The 18,102-nt window shown below is 73.9% G+C and carries 15 protein-coding genes; 8 read left to right on the top strand and 7 right to left on the bottom strand.

The features are described 5' to 3' along the window. Window positions 1-154: 154 nt before the first annotated feature. Together NDAS_RS27410 and NDAS_RS27405 are read left to right on the top strand one after the other, a co-directional pair. A complete protein-coding gene (locus tag NDAS_RS27410; protein ID WP_013156523.1) occupies window positions 155-2,389 on the top strand; it encodes a fibronectin type III domain-containing protein in 2,235 nt (744 codons plus the stop codon). A 104-nt stretch (window positions 2,390-2,493) separates the two neighbouring features. After that, window positions 2,494-2,880 carry a spore-associated protein gene (locus NDAS_RS27405; RefSeq protein ID WP_232051619.1) on the top strand — a complete coding sequence of 129 codons (387 nt, stop codon included), beginning with the start codon at window positions 2,494-2,496 and terminating at the stop codon, window positions 2,878-2,880. Window positions 2,881-2,930: 50 nt separating this feature from the next. Here the strand turns inward: NDAS_RS27405 and NDAS_RS27400 are convergent, their stop codons facing one another. The 7 genes from NDAS_RS27400 to NDAS_RS27370 form a co-directional block, all read right to left on the bottom strand. Next, window positions 2,931-5,117: a protein kinase domain-containing protein gene (locus NDAS_RS27400; RefSeq protein WP_041553478.1), complete on the bottom strand. Its 2,187-nt coding sequence runs from the start codon at window positions 5,115-5,117 to the stop codon at window positions 2,931-2,933. A 45-nt stretch (window positions 5,118-5,162) separates the two neighbouring features. Then, window positions 5,163-7,424, bottom strand: coding sequence for a DUF3488 and transglutaminase-like domain-containing protein (locus NDAS_RS27395; protein ID WP_013156520.1), 2,262 nt, complete (start codon window positions 7,422-7,424; stop codon window positions 5,163-5,165). Then, window positions 7,412-8,539 carry a DUF58 domain-containing protein gene (locus NDAS_RS27390; protein ID WP_013156519.1) on the bottom strand — a complete coding sequence of 376 codons (1,128 nt, stop codon included), beginning with the start codon at window positions 8,537-8,539 and terminating at the stop codon, window positions 7,412-7,414. Before NDAS_RS27390 ends, NDAS_RS27395 begins: the two co-directional genes overlap by 13 nt. Beyond that, a complete protein-coding gene (locus NDAS_RS27385) occupies window positions 8,539-9,498 on the bottom strand; it encodes an AAA family ATPase (RefSeq protein ID WP_013156518.1) in 960 nt (319 codons plus the stop codon). Before NDAS_RS27385 ends, NDAS_RS27390 begins: the two co-directional genes overlap by 1 nt. A gap of 246 nt (window positions 9,499-9,744) precedes the next feature. Further along, complete coding sequence (locus NDAS_RS27380) at window positions 9,745-10,122, bottom strand: hypothetical protein (RefSeq protein ID WP_013156517.1); 378 nt, start codon at window positions 10,120-10,122, stop codon at window positions 9,745-9,747. Between the two features lie 47 nt (window positions 10,123-10,169). After that, on the bottom strand, window positions 10,170-11,645 hold the full coding sequence (locus tag NDAS_RS27375; protein WP_013156516.1) for a C40 family peptidase: 1,476 nt from the start codon (window positions 11,643-11,645) through the stop codon (window positions 10,170-10,172). Next, complete coding sequence (locus NDAS_RS27370; protein WP_013156515.1) at window positions 11,642-12,256, bottom strand: hypothetical protein; 615 nt, start codon at window positions 12,254-12,256, stop codon at window positions 11,642-11,644. Before NDAS_RS27370 ends, NDAS_RS27375 begins: the two co-directional genes overlap by 4 nt. A 614-nt stretch (window positions 12,257-12,870) precedes the next feature. Between NDAS_RS27370 and NDAS_RS27365 the strand changes: the two genes are divergently transcribed. From NDAS_RS27365 to NDAS_RS27340, 6 genes are read left to right on the top strand one after another with little or no spacing between them, the layout of a single operon-like run. Then, the gene (locus NDAS_RS27365; protein ID WP_013156514.1) at window positions 12,871-13,479 is read left to right on the top strand and encodes a hypothetical protein; all 609 of its coding nucleotides are present in this window, start codon (window positions 12,871-12,873) and stop codon (window positions 13,477-13,479) included. Window positions 13,480-13,494: 15 nt separating this feature from the next. Further along, on the top strand, window positions 13,495-13,830 hold the full coding sequence (locus NDAS_RS27360) for a hypothetical protein (protein WP_013156513.1): 336 nt from the start codon (window positions 13,495-13,497) through the stop codon (window positions 13,828-13,830). Continuing rightward, entirely contained in the window at window positions 13,827-14,171 is a 345-nt protein-coding gene (locus NDAS_RS27355; protein ID WP_013156512.1) for a hypothetical protein, read from the top strand. Before NDAS_RS27360 ends, NDAS_RS27355 begins: the two co-directional genes overlap by 4 nt. A 28-nt stretch (window positions 14,172-14,199) precedes the next feature. Beyond that, window positions 14,200-15,033: a TrbC/VirB2 family protein gene (locus tag NDAS_RS27350; RefSeq protein WP_013156511.1), complete on the top strand. Its 834-nt coding sequence runs from the start codon at window positions 14,200-14,202 to the stop codon at window positions 15,031-15,033. 59 nt (window positions 15,034-15,092) lie between these two features. Further along, window positions 15,093-16,619 carry a hypothetical protein gene (locus tag NDAS_RS27345; protein ID WP_013156510.1) on the top strand — a complete coding sequence of 509 codons (1,527 nt, stop codon included), beginning with the start codon at window positions 15,093-15,095 and terminating at the stop codon, window positions 16,617-16,619. Then, a complete protein-coding gene (locus NDAS_RS27340) occupies window positions 16,620-18,089 on the top strand; it encodes an SCO6880 family protein (RefSeq protein WP_013156509.1) in 1,470 nt (489 codons plus the stop codon). Window positions 18,090-18,102 lie beyond the last annotated feature (13 nt).

Raw genomic sequence — 18,102 nt, 5'->3', positions numbered from 1 at the left:
GTAAGGACATTGACGGAATCGTCGTGACCCTGGTACACCTCTGGTGCCCCTGCCCTCCCTCCGGCCGCCGATTTCACCGCCAGACCCGAACCCCGTCGCGGTGGGCGCCTCCCTGTGGACGGGATCACGAGCCACACGCACAAGGGAGCCCTGCATGGTGGACCAGCCCACCGCACCCCCGACGGATCCCGCGCCGAAGCCCCGCCCCTCCCCCGTGCGGCGCGCGGCCTCGGCGCTCTGGCGCCGCACCCGCTCCAGCGCCCCGGGCCTGATGATCTCGCTCCTGGCCGCGGGCCTGCTCAGCACCGCGCTCGGCGCCGGGGCCATGGGCCGTGCGGACGAGATGTCCGACGGCGCCGTGTGGCTCTGGGACAGCCCCGCGGGCGAGAGCTTCCGCGTCAACGGCGACAACGCGCGGATCGACCTCGTCGCCGCGCTGCCCGGCTCCGCCGGACGCCCCGTCCAGGTCACCCAGAACGACGACTACCTCCTGCTCCACGACCCCGAGACCGGCCGGGTGACTTCGGTGGACCTGCGGGAGATGGGGTTCTCCGGTGTGCTCGAACTCGGCACCGGCGGCGACTTCGGCCTCGCGCTGGGCGAGGAGGCCGCGGTGGTCATCGACCGCGCCAGCGGTGAGGTCAAGGCGGTGGACCCCGCGACCCTCCAGCCGACCGGACCGTCCCTGAGGATCCCGGCCCCGCTGGTCGGCGGGGCCTTCGACGACTCCGACACCCTCTGGCTGGGGGTGCCCACCCAGGGCACGGTCGTCGGAATCCGGGTCGAGGCCGAGGAGGCCGTCATCACGCAGACCGCGTCGGTGGCCGACCCCGGCGCCGACATCGCCGTCACGGTCCTCGACGACGGCGTGCTCGCGGTCGACCGGAACGGCGACCGCATGGTCGCCGTCCGCAACGGTGGCGAGTCCCGGACCATCACCTCTCCCGTCCCGCTGGAGGGCGCCGAGGTACCGCCGCGCACCCGGGGCGACCTGGCCGCCGTGACGCTGCCCGGCTCCGGCGACGTCGTCACCGTGTCCGACCCCACCGGGTCGGCGGGCGTGGACCACTTCTCCACCGGCCGTGAGGGCGGCGGCACCGCCGTCCCCTACGAGGGCCGCTTCTACGTGCCCTTCCCCGAGGAGGGCGCGGTGCGCGTCTTCGGCCCCTCCGGGGACGAGCTCAACCCCATCACCCTGCCCGGTGCCGAGGGGCCGCTGGAGCTGGAGGCGCGCGAGGGCAGCCTGTACATCAACTCACCCGACACCGGGGTGGCGGCGGTCGTCGACCCCGGGGGCCGGGCCACCGTCATCGACAAGACCGCCCCGCCGCCCGGCCCCGGCGAGACCGACGAGGACGAGCCCGCGCCCCGGGAACCGGCCCCGGACGGGACCACCGCGCCCGAGCCCGGTGACGCCCCCGTGCCCGACGCGGGTGCGCCCGACGCCGGTGACACCACCGCCCCGGAGTCCGGCGGCACCGAGGGCGGCGCCGCCCCCAGGGCCCCGGCCGTGGAGAGCCCCCGGGACGACGGCGAGGAGGAGGACGAGGGCACGGCGCCGGGCGCTCCGACACCCGTCTCCTTCACCGCCGGGGACGGATCGGTCACGCTGTCCTGGCCGGAGGCCTACTCCCCGGACTCCCCCGTGGAGACCTACGACATCACGTGGCAGGGCGGCAGCACGACCGTCGACGGCTCGGAGCTGGAGGCCACGATCACCGGACTGGAGAACGGCACCTCCTACCGCTTCCGGGTGCGGGCATCCAACGCCTTCGGCACCGGTCCCGCGGCGCAGACCGAGGAGGTCACTCCCAGCCCCCGGGCCCCCGGCGCGCCGAGCGGCGTCGCCGTCGCCGCGGCGGGAAGCGACAGCGTGACCGTGTCCTGGGAGGCCGCCGAGGGGGCCGCGGACTACCTCGTCTCCGCCTCCTCCGACTCCGACCCGGTGAGCGACCGCACGTCCACGGGCACGTCGGTGGAGGTCGCCGGGCTGGCGCCGGGCGGCACCTACACCTTCACCGTGACGGCGCGCGGCGCGGGGGGCGTCAGCGGCGAGTCCGCCACGAGCGCCCCGTTCACCATGCCCACCCAGGAGATCGGAGCGCCCGCCGGCGTCTCCTTCAGCGCTTCCGGAGACACGGTGACGGTCACCTGGTCACAGGTGGAGGGGGCGACCCAGTACACCATCACGCCGCACGGCGACGGCTCCAGGTCGCTGAGCGAGGTGAGCACGCCCGGCACCGCGGCCGGGGGCGGACAGCTCTCCTACACCTACCAGCCGCGCGGCTCGGGGCGCTGCTACTCCTTCACCGTGCTGGCGGCGTCCGAGAGCGCCACCGCCGACAGCGGCACGACCAGTACCGCGAGCTGCTCACGGGAGTTCAGATGACGCCGACGTCCATGCCGGGAACCGGAGAGCACACGGAGGAGGCGCCCGTGCCGAGGAAGAGCTGGAAGCGCAGATGCGGGACGGCGACGGCGGCACTGGCCACGGTGGCGTCGATCCTCGTCCTGTCCTCGGCCACCACCGCGCAGGGGGCGGACCCCGCCCAGGTGTGCAACGCCAGCCATCCCGAGGGCAACGGGGTCTACAGCGAAACCGTCAACCAGGCGGCGATCCCGAACGGTCTGGGGACCGTCTACCTGTACTACGAGGGCACCACCGGGTACAACTGCGCCGTGACCGTCGGCACGGCCGGGACCATGTACATGGACGTCGGTCTCCGGCAGTCCGGCAGCGGCGGGGGAAGCTGGGACTCGGGAACCTTCGACCAGTACGCCGGTCCCGTCTACGTCCACGCGCCGGGGATCTGCGTGGACACCACGGGGGCCGTGGGCGACCAGTCGGCCACCCTGACCGGCACCAACTGCGGTTCCTGAACCACCTCCGGGGACGTGTCGGCTGGCCGCCGCCGCGTCCCCGGAGCGGTTCACCCGCCGCTTCGGTCTGTGCACGCCTCCTCGGAGTAGGCGACCTCGTCCACGGTGACCACCGCGATGACGGTGAAGCAGTACTCCTCGTCGGCGTCGAGCCCGCTCACCTCGGCCCGGGTCCCGCCGGGCCCCACGTCGGCGAGGGGGGCGTAGACGGTACCGACGGGGCCGCCGACGACGTGGTGGGCGACCGCGCCGCCGCTGTTGTCCGTCCAGGTCAGCAGCACCGTGTCGCCGGAGTCCTCCAGTCGGACGTCGGTGGGCGCGGCCTCCTCGTTGACCGCGGCGGGCGGCGCGGGCGGTTCGTCCTCCTGGCCCCGGGCCGACTCCGGACCGGCCTGGGTCTCCTCCGCGCCCGCGGAACCGTCCTGTTCCCGGCCTCCGCCTCCCAGCGGAAGCAGGACGACCACCGCGCCGACCAGCACGGTGGCGAGGGCCAGGGCCGAGGCCGCCACGGCGGCGATGACGAGGGGGCGTCTCCGGCCGGACCGCGCGGGCCGCGCCCAGGTCTGTCCGGGCGCTGCGGACCGCTGTGGAGTCGGGAAGGCATAGGGGTCGGCCGTCGGGGGACGGGGCGCGGAGACGGGGGGTCCGGCGAGGGCGGAAGGCCCGCCGAAGGCGGGGGGCTCGGCGGCGGGAACGGGGGGAGCCGAGGGGGCGGCCACCTGGCGCGGTGGAGGACCGGACCAGGCGTCCAGCCCGGCCCAGGGGTCCTCGGGCCGTTCCGCCACGGGCGGGCCGTCGGACGTTCCGGCGTGCGGGTCCGAGGTTCCGGGCCGCTCGCCCCCGGGGGATTCCGGTTCGTCGCCCGCCGCCTGGATCCACTGTGCGAGCCCCGGTTCGCGCGGGCCGTCCGCCAGCGGTGCGGCCGCCGGCGCCTCCTCCGGGCGCTCCGGTTCCCCGGCGTCCCAGCGCACGGGTGTCGCCCTGTCAGCCTCGGGCTCGGCACCCCGGCCAGCCGGGTCCTCCTCCCACCACGCGTCCGCGGTGTCGTCATCCAGCGGCTCCGGGTCCTGTCGCCGCCACGTGTCAGCGGCGCCGTCCGCCCGGTCCTCGTCCGGAACCGGGTCCCGCTCCGACCACCCGTCAACGACGCCTTGGCCCACCGGGGGCTCCCCCGGCTCCGGGGCCTGCCCCCACCACTCGTCCGAGGAGCCGTCGTCCGCCGAGTCCTCTCCCCACGTCGGGGCCTGTCCCCACCACTCGTCCGCGGCACCGCCGTCCGCCGGGGGTTCCTCCGTCCCCGGACCGCTCCCCCACCACGGGTCGGCGGGGCCGGAGGACTCCTCACCGGCCGCCGCGTGTCCGGGCGGCGGTGCGGTCCCCTCCTCCGGGGGAAGCGCGCCGGACTCCGTGCGGACGTCCTCCTCCGCCGCGCCGGGGACGCCCGCCGCCGGAGCGGCCAGCGCCTCGGCGAACTCGGCCGCGCTCGGGAAGCGCTCGGACGGGTCCTTGGCCAGCGCCCGGTCGAGGGCGGCCCGCAGCGCCGCGGGCAGGTCGGCGCGCGGCGACCCCGGAGGCCGAGCACCGAGCACTCGCTCCCGGTGGTCGAAGGGATCGGCGATCCCCCGCTGCCCGTCGCTGAACGGCGGGTGTCCGGACAGCAGCGTCCACAGCGTCGCGGCCAGCCGGTAGACGTCGGAGGCCTCCGAGGGCCGCTCGCCCCGCAGCGCCTCCGGGGGTGCGTACGCCAGGGCACCCGGGTCCAGCCCGACAGCAGGCGGGACGGCACCCGTGGGCAGGACCGCGCCCGCGTCGGCGAGCACGACCTCCTCCCCCGACAGCAGCAGGTTCGCCGGTTCCACCCCGTGGTGCAGCAGGCCCCGGCCGTGGACCGCCTCCAGCGCCCCGGCCACGGCCAGGCCCGCCCCCACCACCTCCTCCACCGGCAGCGGACGGTGCAGGCGCAGGCGGGCCGCGTAGTCCCCGCCGGCACAGTGGTCCATGGCGACGAAGGGCCGCCCCGAGGAGGTGCGCCCGTGGCCGAGCACCGGCACCACGCCCGGGAACCCGGCGATCTCACACAGCCGTTCGACCTCGGCCTCGCCGTCCGCGCCGCGCATCACCTTCACCACGGCGGGACCGCCGTCCGCGTCCCGCAGCGCCCGGTAGACGGTCGAGTCCGCCCCGCGGTGCAGAACCTCCAGGGAGTGGAAGCCCGCGACCAGGCTGCCGTTTCCCATCTCACTCACCGGTGTCCTCTCCTCTCACTGCCGCGCCCCGGCGGATCACCGCTCCCGCCACAGCAGCGGACGGGGGTCGAACCACCAGGTGAGCCTCCTGGTACGGGACCTGCTGAGACGCAGCGCGCGCAGCTGGCGGCGCACGCCCTCGGCGATGGAGGCCGCCTGCTCCCCGGTGACGCCCGGCCCCGCGGCGAACCCGATCCCGTTGACCGTGCGGCCCAGCCTGCCCAGGTCCACGTGGGCCCAGGCCTGGGCGGTCTCGGGCAGCAGGCTCCGGGCGAGCGCGACGGTGTCGCTGACCGTGTGCCCCGGCGGCGGCTCCGACGCGCACAGGCGCAGGCCGTCGCGCAGCTCGTGCCACGCGCCCAGGACGCGGCGCTCGGGCGTGCCCGCGCGCAGCCGCCGCCCGCTGCGGGCCAGGCGCAGCGCGGGGACGGCGAGCACGGCGGCGAGCAGACCGCCCGCGATAGCGGGCACCCCCCACACCGGAAACCGCTCCGGCTCGCGCCGGGGCGCGGCGACGTCGTGGGCGTCGTCCTCGGGCAGGACCTGGTCCTGCGCGGAATCGGCTCCCTCCGGGGTCCGCTCGCTCCGCGCGGACCCGCTCGCGTCGTCCCCGCCCTCCTCCCCGGGGGTGACGGCGAACGGCACCCATCCGACGCCGTCGAAGTAGACCTCGCCCCAGGCCACGGCGTCGCCCGTGCGGACGGTGCGGGTACCGCCGGCGTCCTCCGTGCCCGCCCCGAAGCCGACGGCCACGCGGCTGGGCAGTCCGGCCGCGCGGGCCAGCATGGCGAAGGCGCTCGCGAACTGCTCGGAGGTGCCCGCGCCCCCCTCCGCCCCGGGCGGGGCGAGGACCGCGGCGACGTTGGCGTAGCCGTGGCCGCCGGGGGTCTCGGGGTCGAACCGGTGCGACCGCCTCAGATACTCCGCCAGGGCGCTGGCGCGCTGGTACGGGGAACCCTCGCTGGCGACCGCGGCGACGACGTCGTTGAGCACGGACGGCGCCCCGGCGGGCAGTTCGCGGTAGCGGTCGAAGATCTCGTCCGCGGGCGTGGAGGCCCCGGCCAGCTCGCCCGGACGCCAGTCGGCGACGTCGCCGGTGACCTGGTACCGGGCGCCCGCGACGGCGCCGTCCATGTTCACCACGGTTCCCGAGAGCGCGCTGTAGCCCGGGGAGGGAAGGCCGATCCGCCGGGGGGCGCCGACGACCGGGGCCCAGCTGCCGGGCAGGTCCTCCCCGACGGTGATCTCGGCGCTGACCCCGGTGGCGTGGGGCAGGGGCGGCACGGGCTCGGGAAGCTCCTGACCCGCCGCCCGGTAGCCGCCCTCGGGCAGCCAGGTGGTGCCGGTGAAGTCGGAGAGGGTGACCCAGCGCAGGCTGACGGGTTCGTCGGCGGCGACGGTGAGCAGCGGCTCGTCGGGGTCGGCGGCCCAGCCGGACAGGTAGACGAGCGGGTTGAGCGCCGCCTGGGGGTCCATCGGCGGGCTCACGACCGTGCGGGGGTCGCCCGGCTCCGCGTCCCATCCGGCGAGCAGGACGGGTCCGCCGTACACGGTGGCCGTGGCGGTCAGCACGGCGATGACCCCGGTCACCAGTACCCGGCGCGGTCTTCCCGGCGGGGTGCCGCCGGGGGTGTCGACCTCGACGCTCAGCGCCGTCCGGCCCGCCGGGGCGCCGCGGTCGTGCTCCTCCCGGGACGCGGACATGAGGATGACCGAGGACACCGTGAGCAGTCCGATGGCGGGGAAGCCGGGCGGGGCGACGGGACCGTTGAGCACGACCGCGCCGACGAGCAGCAGCAGCCCCGGCAGCAGGGCGAGCGCCCGGCGGCGTCCGCGCCAGGCCAGAGCGGAGGCGGCGCCGGTCAGCCAGGTGGCCAGTACCGGCAGGGCGAGGGTGTCCGCGTTCAGCGGGGTCGGCGCGGCGCTGGTGAGGATCCGCGCCCCCGAGTGCAGGACCGCCTCCACGGTGGAGCCGAGCACCCCGGTCCCCTCTCCGGGCACCCACACCGAGCACGCCGCCACCACCGCCAGCGGGAGCGGCAGCCCGGCCAGGGCGGTACGGAGCGCGCTCGTCCGGCGCCGCAGCAGCAGGGTCACCACGACGCTGAGCAGGGCGCAGGCGGGTAGCAGGACGTGGACCGGGGCGGGGTCGGCGTATCCGGGGGCGACGGCGATACCGCCCGCGGCGGCGGCCATGACCAGCCCCGCGGCAACGGGGATGCCCTCCGGGGGCGGGTCCGGCGGCGCGGGAGCGACCGGAGCCTCCTCGGCGCGGGGTGGCGGTGTCAGCGTGACCACGGCGCCTCGTTCCATCGGTCGGCGAACCCGGCGGTGTCACCGGCGGTGAGCAGGGTGACGTCCGGGGGCGCGGTCGGGTGCTCCTCCGATCCGACGACGACGGCGATCAGGCCCGCGTAGCGGTCGCCGAGCCGCCCGAACGACCGCAGGTCCTCGGCGGTGAGCGCGCCGCTGACCAGGACCGCGGTGTCACCGGCGGGACGGGTGCGGGCCAGGAGCAGGGCGCGGTGCAGGTCTGCCCCCGGAGTGCTCCGGGCCTCGGAGAGCAGGTCGAGCAGCGGGGGCAGGCCGCCCGTGCTCTCCCTGCCCCTGCCGCTGGCCAGGCGCAGTTCGCAGTGCAGGGACGAGCGGACGGCGGTGGCCGCGATGGAGGCCGCCGCGCCGGCCACCTCGTCCAGGCGGGCCTCGCCGCCGGGTGTGGGGCGGTCGTCGACGATGACGCAGATCCGGGTCTGGGAGGTGTCGATGTACTCGCGCACGACGAGCCTGTCCAGCCGCGCGGAGCTGCGCCAGTGGACGTGGCGCAGGTCGTCGCCGGGCACGTAGTCGCGCAGGGCGTGGAAGGTCAGGGTGCCCGCGGGCGCGCCGTCCGCCGCGCCGTCGGGGTCGGCCACCCGGCCGATCGGTACGGCGCGCAGGTGCTCCCAGCGGGGGTGCACCCAGACCCGTTCGGTACCGCCGTGGTCGCGGTGCAGCGAGGCCAGTCCCAACGGGTCGGAGCGCCCGGCCCGCAGGGGACCCAGCTCGACCACCCCGCGGCGCAGGGCCCCGATCCGGTAGTCGGAGCCGCCGGTGGCGCGTGCGGCCAGGGGGCGCAGCGGCACCGCGCGCTCGCCGTCGGAGCCGAGGACGCGCTCACTGACCTGCACGGAGCGCCGTCCGGTGTTGCTCGCCTCGACCCGCACGCGCACGGTGGTGCCGGGAGAGGTCCGGGTGGTGGAGGCCGAGCGCTGGACGCGCACCCCGGCGGGGCGCCCCACCAGCAGCACCGCCACGGCGACCACGGTCACGGCGACACCGCCGAGCAGCGCGATCTCCTGGTACTGGGACAGGACGCCGACCGCGAGCAGGAGCACGCCCGAGCCGGCGACCAGCCATCCCCGTGTCGTTGGCATCAGCGGCTCGCCGGGGCTCCCGGGTGGCGCGGCGGCGGCGCCGGGGTCTCCTTCAGGATCTCCTCCAGCACGTCGGCTCCGCCGCTCCCGCCGACCGAGGCCTCCGGGGACAGCACCAGGCGGTGCGCCCACACCGGCTGGGCCAGGAGTTTGACGTCCTCGGGCTCGACGAAGGGGCGGCCCGAGGTGAGCGCGAGCATCCTCATCGCCCGCACCATGGCCACCGTCGAGCGGGTGGACAGGCCCACGCCCAGCGCCGGGTGGTCGCGGGTGGCGTGGGCGATGCGCAGGACGTACTCGTAGACCGAGTCCTGGACGTGCACCCGCTCGGCGGCCCGCCGCATCCGGTCCATCTGCTCGGCGCCGGTGCTGGGCCGCAGGTCCTCGGGCGAGACGAGCCGGTCGCCGCGGATGATGGCGAGTTCGCTGGCGGGGTCGGCGTAGCCCAGGGAGAGCCGCATCAGGAACCGGTCCATCTGCGCCTCGGGCAGCCGGTAGGTGCCCGACATCTCCACCGGGTTCTGGGTCGCCACGACCAGGAACGGCGAGGGCACCTGGTGGCCCGCGCCGTCCACGGTGACCGTGCGCTCCTCCATGACCTCCAGCAGGGCCGCCTGGGTCTTGGGCGAGGCCCGGTTGATCTCGTCGGCGATGACGACGTTGGCGAAGACCGGGCCCGGGTGGAACTCGAACTCCCGCGTGGCCTGGTTGAAGACCGTGACGCCGGTGACGTCGGAGGGCAGCAGGTCGGGGGTGAACTGGATCCGCCGCCAGTCGCCGTCCAGGCTGGCGGCCATGGCGCGGGCGAGCGTGGTCTTGCCGGTGCCGGGGACGTCCTCCAGCAGGATGTGGCCCCGGGCGAGCATGGCGACCAGGGCCAGGCGTACGACCTCGGCCTTGCCGAGGACGGCCGACCCGACGGAGGCCGCGATCCCGTCGAACTCGTCCGCGAGGACCACCGCTTCGTCCGCCGTCACCGGTGCGGGCGGACCGGAAAGGGCATGGGTGTTCACAGAGAGGGCGTCTTTCCGCGTGGGGTGGTGGGGGTGGAGCTGCGCCGTCGTCGCCGACGGGCGGGAAGGGGGATCGGCGGGAGCGCGCGGGGCAGGCGCTCACCGGTGCGAAGATACCGTGGCCGCGGCGGGGCCGCGCGCGGGCACCGACGGGACGGGCCGCTCCCGGGGAAGCGGCGCGAGGCTCGTGCCTCAGGCGGTCCCGGCGGCCGCCTGTCTCTGCTCCATCCTCGCGATGAGGCCGCTGGAGCCCGTGGACTGCGCGGCTCCGCCGGACTCGAAGACCCCGGCCAGCGTGCTCAGCAGTCCGGTGGCACCGCCGATGGCGGCGCCAGCGGCGCCCAGGACGGCCCCGCCCGCGCCGAAGGCCATGTTCCCGAGGCCCGAGAGTCCCTTGAGGCCGACTTTGGCGCCGAGCTTGAGGCCGCCCAGGAGCACCCCCTTGCCCAGGCCCTTCCAGCCGCCCTTCGACGCGAGCCAGGCGCCCCCGCGTTGACCGATGAAGGTCAGGGCTCTCTGTCCGGCTGCGCGGAGCGCTGTGCCCCCGAGGAGTGCGAGTGGGAGAGCCATGACGGGCCGTCCTTTCGGTTCGTGTGTGGTGTAGCGGGGTCGGGCGGTCACGCCATCATGCTCTCCGGCTCGTCGCCGGACGATCCCGGATCGATCCGGATCGCCCCCACGAAGACCGTCCGGTAGTGCTCGGTCTCGATCGACACCTCGGTGATGGTCTTGCCCGGCGCCGGTGCGTGGATCATCATGCCGCCGCCGGTGTACATCCCCATGTGGGACGGGGACTGCCCGGAGTAGTGGAAGTAGAGCAGATCGCCCGCCTGCAGCTCGCCGACGTCGAGGACGCCGTCGGCCACCACTCCGACCTGCGCGCCGTCCCAGGTGGCGGCGGGCTCTCCGTCCTGCCACTGGGCGAAGGTGGTCCGGGGGATCGCGACGCCCGCGGAGTTCCAGGCTGCCATGACCAGGCCCGAGCAGTCATAGGCGTCGGGACCCGTGGCGGCCCACACGTAGGGTTTGCCTATCTGGTCCCTGGCGAACTGCACCGCGCTCCGGTGCCTGTCGCTGACGTCGCCCAGGAACGCGGCCCGGGAGGCGCCGCCCCCCTGCTCCTCGCAGTCCCGGCCGCCGCCGAAGGACGCGGTCTGGATGTTGAGGGAGGGCGAGGTCGGGGCGATGCCGGAACCCCGGTAGTACTCGGCCACCTCCAGGACTTGCGCGACGTACCACCTGGCGGGGTTGTGCCTGTAGACCGTGCACTCGATGGGGTCCAGGTCCCCCCGTCCGCTCCCGCAGACGGAGGCGACCCCGTTCTCCCGGGCCTGCTGGGCGTAGTAGGCGAGCCGGAAGGCACCCGAGGTGATGTTGTCCCACGGGTCCCAGACGTTGACCATCCCGTCGCCGTTGCCGTCGATGCCGAAGTAACGCGGGTTGGCGGGCATCTCGCCGACGTCGTAGTGCCAGCGGCGGTCCGCGACCGGTTCCTTCGGCTTGCCTCCCCACGCGTTGCCCGCACTGCCGAGCCGGCCGCCGACCTGCCCCGTCCGCGGGTCCTGCACACCGAACTGGACGATCCCGGCCGCGCCGTAGGGGTTGCGCTCGCCCTCGTTCAGGCCGGAGTGCCAGTTCGGGTCCGTGGAGACGTAGGCGCCGTTCTGGGTCTCGATCGCGCCGACCGCGGCGAGGAGCTCCCAGGGCAGGCCGTAGGCCTCGGCTGCGGTGCGGTGCGCCCGCAGGACGTTCTCGGGTACGTCCACCCGGACGGTCTTGGTGGAGGAGCCCTGTTCGCCGTGGGAGCTGATGGTGATCGTCTCGCGCGACGACGACGCGGACGCCTGGATCACACCCGCCGACGATTCCGGTCCGCCGAAGCCGCTCGCCGTGGCGCCGCCGACCGGGCCGCACATGGTGGAGGCGTAGGCGATGCCGCCCATGACCGCGAGCGCCGTGACGCCCCCGCCCACGCGCGCGGTCCCGCTCGCGGCTCCCCGGTCGCCGTCGCGCCCGCGCCGGGGCAGGAGGAGGCCGCGTACCCGCGCCCGCAGGCGCGCCGCGGCGTCGCGGACGGAGGGGACGCGGCTCATCCGCCCTCCCCGACGTTTCCGAGGGCCGCGCCCTGGAAGGCGTAGACGGCCCAGCCCCCGCCCTCGGGCACCACGGTGACGGCGTACGCCACGGGCTCGTTCCCCCCGTCGTCCCCGGTGTCGGTCAGGAAGCGCGCCTCCACCTCGTAGATGACCGACCCGGTGCCGACGTTGCGTATCCCCGTGACCGTCGCCGACGCGCTGGTCGGCTGGGGGTTGCGCGCGTACGCGCTGTTCGGGGCGCCCAGGACGAGGTCCTCCACGGTGCCGAAGAACTCCTCCGAGATCATCGGGGAGAGGCGGTCGAGGCGCTCGTCCCCGCTCTCGTCGGGGACTACCTCGCTGTAGGCCGCGACGAAGTCCCGCGCGGTCTCGGCGCCGCTCCGCAACTGCCCCTCCGAGTACGGCATCAGGGACATGACGTCGCCTACGCCTCCGGCACCGGCCGCGGACGGCTCCCCGTTCCCGTCCGGTGAGGAGGGTGGAGGGGCCTCCCCGCCGCCCGACCCCGGGAGGAGTTGGAACCCGAGGAACAGGAGGGCGACGACCAGGCCTCCCACGATCACGAACACGATCGTCTTCTCCCGCGAACCGCCGGCGAAGTCGCTCATGAAGGACCCGCTGTTCTGATCATGGGCACCCACTAGCAGGGAACGTGGACAGGAATCACCCATCCATACCCGCAGGAATATCGGCGGCGCAATAGGGGCGGGAAAAACATGAAAACCACGAAGAGTAACAATTGATAACGTTTCGGAGAACCATCCGCGGAGGCCGGGCCCACAAAAGCCGAAGGTCCCGAATGGAGACCGGAGCACCGAACAGCCATTGAGCACGAGTTATGACTCAGAAGAGCCGAACGGTTCTTCTGGGTCAGCGAGAACATCAAGGGTTTATTCGCTTTTCAGATTCCCCTCGGGCCACAAGATGACTCAAAGTAGTCAACATGGGGGCGGTCACCTGGTCGGATTCGGCGCGGCACGGTATATATAGCCTGCTGTTCGACCCCCGCCCCGGCCAGGCAGCGCCACCGTTCCCCCCGCGTGTTCGCGGCTTCCCCACGGCGCGCGGAAAGGCCCCGGGCGCCCGGCGGGCGGGGAGCACGGGAGCCGGCTCCGGGGGCCCGGCCGTGCGCGACGCCCGACCCCGGAAGCGGTGGGGGACCAGGAACCGCGCGGTTCCCCGGAGGGAACCGGCGCTCTCACGACGCGGACGAGGGGAAGCGATGAGGAGGCGACGGACCGACACGGACGGCGGGCACGGCCCGTCGGCCGGGGCGCCGCCGGACGGGGCGCCGCCGGACGGGGCGCCGCCGGACGGGGCGCCGCCGGACGGGGCGCCGCCGGACGGGGCGCTACCGGACTGGGCCAGGGAGATGGTCGTGCTCGGCTGCCACGGAGGCGCGGGCACCACCACGCTCCGGGTGCTGCTGGACACGCCCTGGGACCTGGGCGCCTACTCGTCCGACAGGGGCGCGATCGGTGCCTTCGGCCGCCCCCTGGTCCTCGTCTGCGGCAACAGCGTCGCCTCGACGGCACGGGCCGCGGAGGTCATCGACGTCCTGGAGCACAACGGCCTGCGCGCGGCGGCCCTGGTGGCGGTGGCGGACGGCGCCGGACCCGAACCCCCCGAGTCCTCGGCGCGGCTGCGCCTGGTGCGGGACCGGGTCGGACGACTGGTCCGGTTCCCCTTCGTCCCGGGTCTGCGCTACGTGGACGCCGTGGACGCGGGCCGGGTGAGACTGCCCAAGAGGGCGCAACGGACTCTGGACGAGATCAGGAACGCGTGCCACAGCGCGGCGAGCGAGACCCTGGCGCGCCAGGCCTCAGGGTGAGGAGAACTGATACGCATGGACGGATTTCTGTACGCCGCGAGCGACCTGGTCGGCCACATGGCCGTCCTCCCCATGAACAGCTTCGACTGGTCGAACAACCCGGAGCTTCCGGGCTTCAACGGCAGCGCCAACCCCATCCAGCAGATCATCAACTGGGGTCAGGGCATCATCGTCGTGATCGGCATCATCGGCATCCTCTTCGCCGCGGGCAAGATGGCGATCGGCAAGTTCGGCCGGTCCGACCTCGCCGCCGACGGCGTCGGCGGACTGGTCTGGACGATCATGGGCATCTCCCTGATGCTCGTCGCCATCCCGGTCATCCGGACGGTCGCCGACGTGGCGGGCGGATGACGCTCGCCGCGCTCCTGCCCTGGGCGGCGGACGCCGTCCAGCTGGGCGCGCTGCTCCCGGCCGAGGTGCGGTGGGACCCCGTCCCGCAGCTGCCCGAGTGGGGCCGGTGGAGCGGCCAGTCCGACGCGGACCCGATCGAACGGTTCCTCGGGCTGGCGCAGGGGGTGATCGTCGTCCTCGGGGTCATCGGCATCCTCTACTCCGCCGCGAAGATGGCGGTCGGGAAGCTGGGGCGGTCCGAGATCGCCGCGGACGGGGTCGGCGGCGTCGTGTGGACCATCATGGGGGTCTCCCTCATGCTGGTCGCCATTTCCGTCGTCACCACGCTGGCGGGGGTCTGAACGAACCGGAAGAGGTGGGCAGGGGGACATGGTGCCGTGGGAACGGGCGGGCGGGGCCGCGCAGGCCCCGCTGGCCCTGCAGAGCTTCGAGACCAGCGGGAACAACCTCCTCGGCTACGTCGCCGGTCTGGGCGTCATCCTGGGCGTCCTCGCGCTGATCATCATCGGCGGACGCATGATCCACGCCAACTTCACCGGCGATCCCTGGATCGCCGCGCGCGGTATGGCCGAACTCCCGTACGTCGTCCTGGCCGTCGTGCTGATCGCCGGGTCCGGAAGCCTGACCGCGATGCTCTTCGAGGGCTCCCTGCACCATCCCGAGGAGGACGTCTCCACCAGCATCCGGGCGCTGGTGGAGGAGCAGGCCGCCAACGAGCGCGAGGCCGCCGACTGCGCGGGCGCCCTCCAGTCCGGGAACGGCTCCTACCTCTGCCCCGACGACGACGGGTGGGAGGAGCTCGCCCACACCGTCCCGATCGGGTCCGACACCGATCCCCGGTGCACACGGGACGGAGCGGAGGACTGCTACGAATACTGCTTCGATCCGAGCTTCGGGGAGTTCGCCAACGCTTTCCGCGCGTCCCCCTGCACGCCGGATAACGATCATTTCGATCTCATGGAGTCCGCCGACTGGAGTTTCGCCCGCTACCACTGCCCCAACCTCCCCGCTTCGTGGTGGGACAGAAGCGAAGCCTGCGAGGACAATCCGGTGGAGAACGCGGGAGGCGTTCCCGACCACTACCCGGCGGATCTGCCTGAGGCCAAGATGCAGAGGTACTACGCCTGCACCGAATACCCCGGCTGGGTGCGCGGGAACCAGCGGGAGGAAAAGGTCGGCGAGAACTTCTGCCCGAGACGGTGAGCGGGCGTCATCGACACGAGTGACCGGAGTCGGTTCCAGAACCGGAGGAGGTGGAAGGAATGAACGGCGAAAAAGTCGACGGCTGGGTGACGGAGAGCCTCCAGGGGATCATCGAGCGCATGTTCGATCTCCTCATCTACAGCGGCGCGTCGAGCCCCGTCTACAACGCGGACCGCCGAGGAGAGGGACGCCTCAACCTCCAGATGGACCAGGGAGTCCTGCAGCTCCAGGACGTCTTCAACCCGCTGGTCCTGTTCCTGGCCACGCTGGGCATCCTGCTGGCGGCCATCCGCCTGCTGTGGACCCGGCGCCTCGACCCGATGCTGGACCTGATCCGCGGTCTGCTGACGGTCATCGTCGTCACCTTCGGCGGGCTCTTCCTCATCTACATCCTGCGGCAGTTCAGTTTCGGGCTCACCAACATGGTGCTCACCACCGGGACCTACGGGGACCAGAGCAGCTTCCTGGAGTCCGCGCAGAGCGTCTACCCGAGCATCATGCGCGTGGGCGTCGACGGCGCCGACCTGGGGTTCGCGGACAACGAGGTCGCCCGCGGGGCCGTGACCTCGCTGGTCGGACTCGCGGTGATCCTCGGGCTGATCGCGCAGATGATCGTCCTCGCCCTCCTGGAGGCGGTCACCTACCTCATCGCCTGTCTGCTGCCCCTGGCCGCGGCCAGCAGCATGATCCCGAACCTGAAGATCTTCCCGAAGGTCATCGGCTGGCTGTTCGCCTGCTTCCTGTACAAGCCCCTCCTCCTGATGATCTACCTGGTCGGTCTCGTCGTCCTCGCGAGCGCGGGCCCCGGCGGGGACGACCTGCTCAGGTACCTCACCGGAGCGGCGGTCATGCTCCTGGCCACCGGCGCGCTCCCCGTCCTCATGAAGCTCATGAGCTCGGGGAGCGTGTGGATGATGGCGCTGGCCGCGGGCGGCCTCAACTCCGTCACCGGCGGTGGCGGCGGCGGTGGCGGCGGCGGCGGGAACAACGGTGGCGGGAACACCGCCGGCTTCCAGAGCAGCGCGGGCTCCGCCGACAGCGGTACCGCCACCGCCCAGCAGGCGGCGGCCGGGGCCAACGAGCGCGCCGCGGGCCTGGCGCGCAACCTCGACGAGGGCGGGCCGCTCCCGGGCGGCGACGCGGTCCCGGTGGCGGCGGTGAGCGCGGCCGGCACCGGGTCGGGGGCCGCGGCCACGTCGGCCCTGGGAACGCAGACCGGGCAGCTCTCCGGCCTGGGCGGAACCGGAGCCGGAGGCACCGACGGGGCCGCGGACTCCGCCGGGGGCGCGGTCGGCGGCGCCGACGGCGGCACGGACGCGGCGGCCTCCGGGGCGACGGAGTCCGTGAGTTCGACGGTCAGCGGCTCGGAACAGTCCTACAGCCACACGACCGCGTCCGGAGCGGACGAGGTCTCCGGGGGCGGTTCGGCCTCCGGAGCCGACGCCGGAGGCGCCGACGCGCCGGGCGGCGCGGCCACGGCCCCGGACGGAGGCGGCCCGGCCGCCTTCGGGGGCGGGTCGGCGCCCGCCCCGGAGGGGGCGTCCGGAGCACAGTTCGCCGACGGAGCAGACGGAAGGATGGTCTAGGTGGTTCGCACGTACGGAGGATGGCGCCGCCGACGCAGCATCGGGCTGTTCGGGCTGGGGCTCAACGCCACCCTCGTCCTGCTGGGCGGCCTCGTCGTGCTGATGCTGTCCGGCATGTTCGCGCCCCGGTTGGCCCTCTACATCCTGCCCGTCATGACGGTGGCCTTCCTGCTCGCCGCCGTGCCGGTCCAGGGCGAGTCAGTGCTCAGCTTCCTGCTGACGCGTCTGCGGTGGTGGTGGGCCAAGGTCCTCGGGCACACCCGCTACCGGGCCGGTGTGATGGTCGAGCACCCGCGGGCCTTCCAGCTGCCGGGGGTCCTGGCGCCCGTCACCCTGCTCTCCTGCGAGGACGGCAGGGGCGGCCGGTTCGGCCTGGCCTGGAACCGGCGGCTCGGGCACATGACCGCGACCGTCCTGGTCTCGTCCAACTCCGTGTGGCTGGCGGAGCCCTCCGACGTCGACACGTGGGTGGCCAACTGGCACCAGTGGCTGGCCTCGCTCGGTTACATGCCGTGGATCCAGTGGGTCACCGTGACCGTCGAGTCACGGCCCGCCCCCGGAAGCGCGCTGCGCGGCAGCGTCGAGGCCGACATCGACCCGCAGTCCCCCCCGGCCGCCCGGAGGATCATGCGCGACCTCGTGCTGAACGCCCCCTCGGTCAGCGCCCAGGTCGAGACCCGGATCAGCCTCACCTACGATCCGCGCAAGTTCCCTGTGGCGCCCAAGGACCGCATGCAGGCGGCGGTCGAGATCAGCGGCTACCTCAACCAGATCGAGACCAGCCTCGCCAGCACGGGCGTGTCGGTCCTGGGCCGGGCCACCCCGGAACAGCTCGTCGCCATGGTGCGCACCGCCTACGACCCGACCGTGGTCAGCGACCTCAGTTCCGTGCTGAACGACAAGCCCCAGGACATCGGAACCGTCGACTGGACGGACGCCACGCCCGTCGAGGCCGAGGTGCACCACGACCGCTACACCCACGACAGCGGCACGAGCGTCTCGTGGATCTGGCAGGAGGCGCCGCGCACCCACGTGACCAGCACGGTGCTCGCCGAACTGCTCTCGCCCACCCGGTGGGTCAAGAGGACCACGCTGCTGTTCCGGCCCTGGCCCGCCGCGGCGGCCGCGCGCGCCCTGGAGCAGCAGAACGCCGCCGCCCAGTACAAGAGCGAGCTGTCCGCCCGCGTGCGCCACAGGGTGAGCGCGCGCGACCGCCAGGACGTCGCCTACGCCCAGCAGGCGGCCCAGGAGGAGACGCGCGGTGCGGGGCTGGTGCAGGTGAGCCTGTACACGACGGCGACCGTCGACGACGAGGAGCGGTTGAAGCAGGCGGTCGCGCACACCGAGTCCGCCGCCGAGACCTCGCGGATCCGGCTGCGCCGCGCCTGGGGCAGTCAGGACGTCGCGTTCGCCACGACCCTGCCCCTCGGGGTGTGTCCGCCGTTCCTCATTCAGCGCGGCATGGGTTAGGGAGAGGGAGCAC

Source organism: Nocardiopsis dassonvillei subsp. dassonvillei DSM 43111, from assembly GCF_000092985.1.
Taxonomy (GTDB): domain Bacteria; phylum Actinomycetota; class Actinomycetes; order Streptosporangiales; family Streptosporangiaceae; genus Nocardiopsis; species Nocardiopsis dassonvillei.
The sequence above is the reverse complement of the archived record's forward strand: the minus strand, read 5'-3'. Positions and strand labels throughout refer to the sequence as shown.

What these genes read in the sequence shown, in the direction of transcription:
- NDAS_RS27410 (WP_013156523.1), top strand. Translation starts at nt 155, where the DNA reads ATGGTGGACCAGCCCACCGCACCCCCGACGGATCCCGCGCCGAAGCCC.
- NDAS_RS27400 (WP_041553478.1), bottom strand. Translation starts at nt 5,117, where the DNA reads ATGGGAAACGGCAGCCTGGTCGCGGGCTTCCACTCCCTGGAGGTTCTG.
- NDAS_RS27390 (WP_013156519.1), bottom strand. Translation starts at nt 8,539, where the DNA reads ATGCCAACGACACGGGGATGGCTGGTCGCCGGCTCGGGCGTGCTCCTG.
- NDAS_RS27380 (WP_013156517.1), bottom strand. Translation starts at nt 10,122, where the DNA reads ATGGCTCTCCCACTCGCACTCCTCGGGGGCACAGCGCTCCGCGCAGCC.
- NDAS_RS27375 (WP_013156516.1), bottom strand. Translation starts at nt 11,645, where the DNA reads ATGAGCCGCGTCCCCTCCGTCCGCGACGCCGCGGCGCGCCTGCGGGCG.
- NDAS_RS27370 (WP_013156515.1), bottom strand. Translation starts at nt 12,256, where the DNA reads ATGAGCGACTTCGCCGGCGGTTCGCGGGAGAAGACGATCGTGTTCGTG.
- NDAS_RS27365 (WP_013156514.1), top strand. Translation starts at nt 12,871, where the DNA reads ATGAGGAGGCGACGGACCGACACGGACGGCGGGCACGGCCCGTCGGCC.
- NDAS_RS27360 (WP_013156513.1), top strand. Translation starts at nt 13,495, where the DNA reads ATGGACGGATTTCTGTACGCCGCGAGCGACCTGGTCGGCCACATGGCC.
- NDAS_RS27355 (WP_013156512.1), top strand. Translation starts at nt 13,827, where the DNA reads ATGACGCTCGCCGCGCTCCTGCCCTGGGCGGCGGACGCCGTCCAGCTG.
- NDAS_RS27350 (WP_013156511.1), top strand. Translation starts at nt 14,200, where the DNA reads ATGGTGCCGTGGGAACGGGCGGGCGGGGCCGCGCAGGCCCCGCTGGCC.
- NDAS_RS27345 (WP_013156510.1), top strand. Translation starts at nt 15,093, where the DNA reads ATGAACGGCGAAAAAGTCGACGGCTGGGTGACGGAGAGCCTCCAGGGG.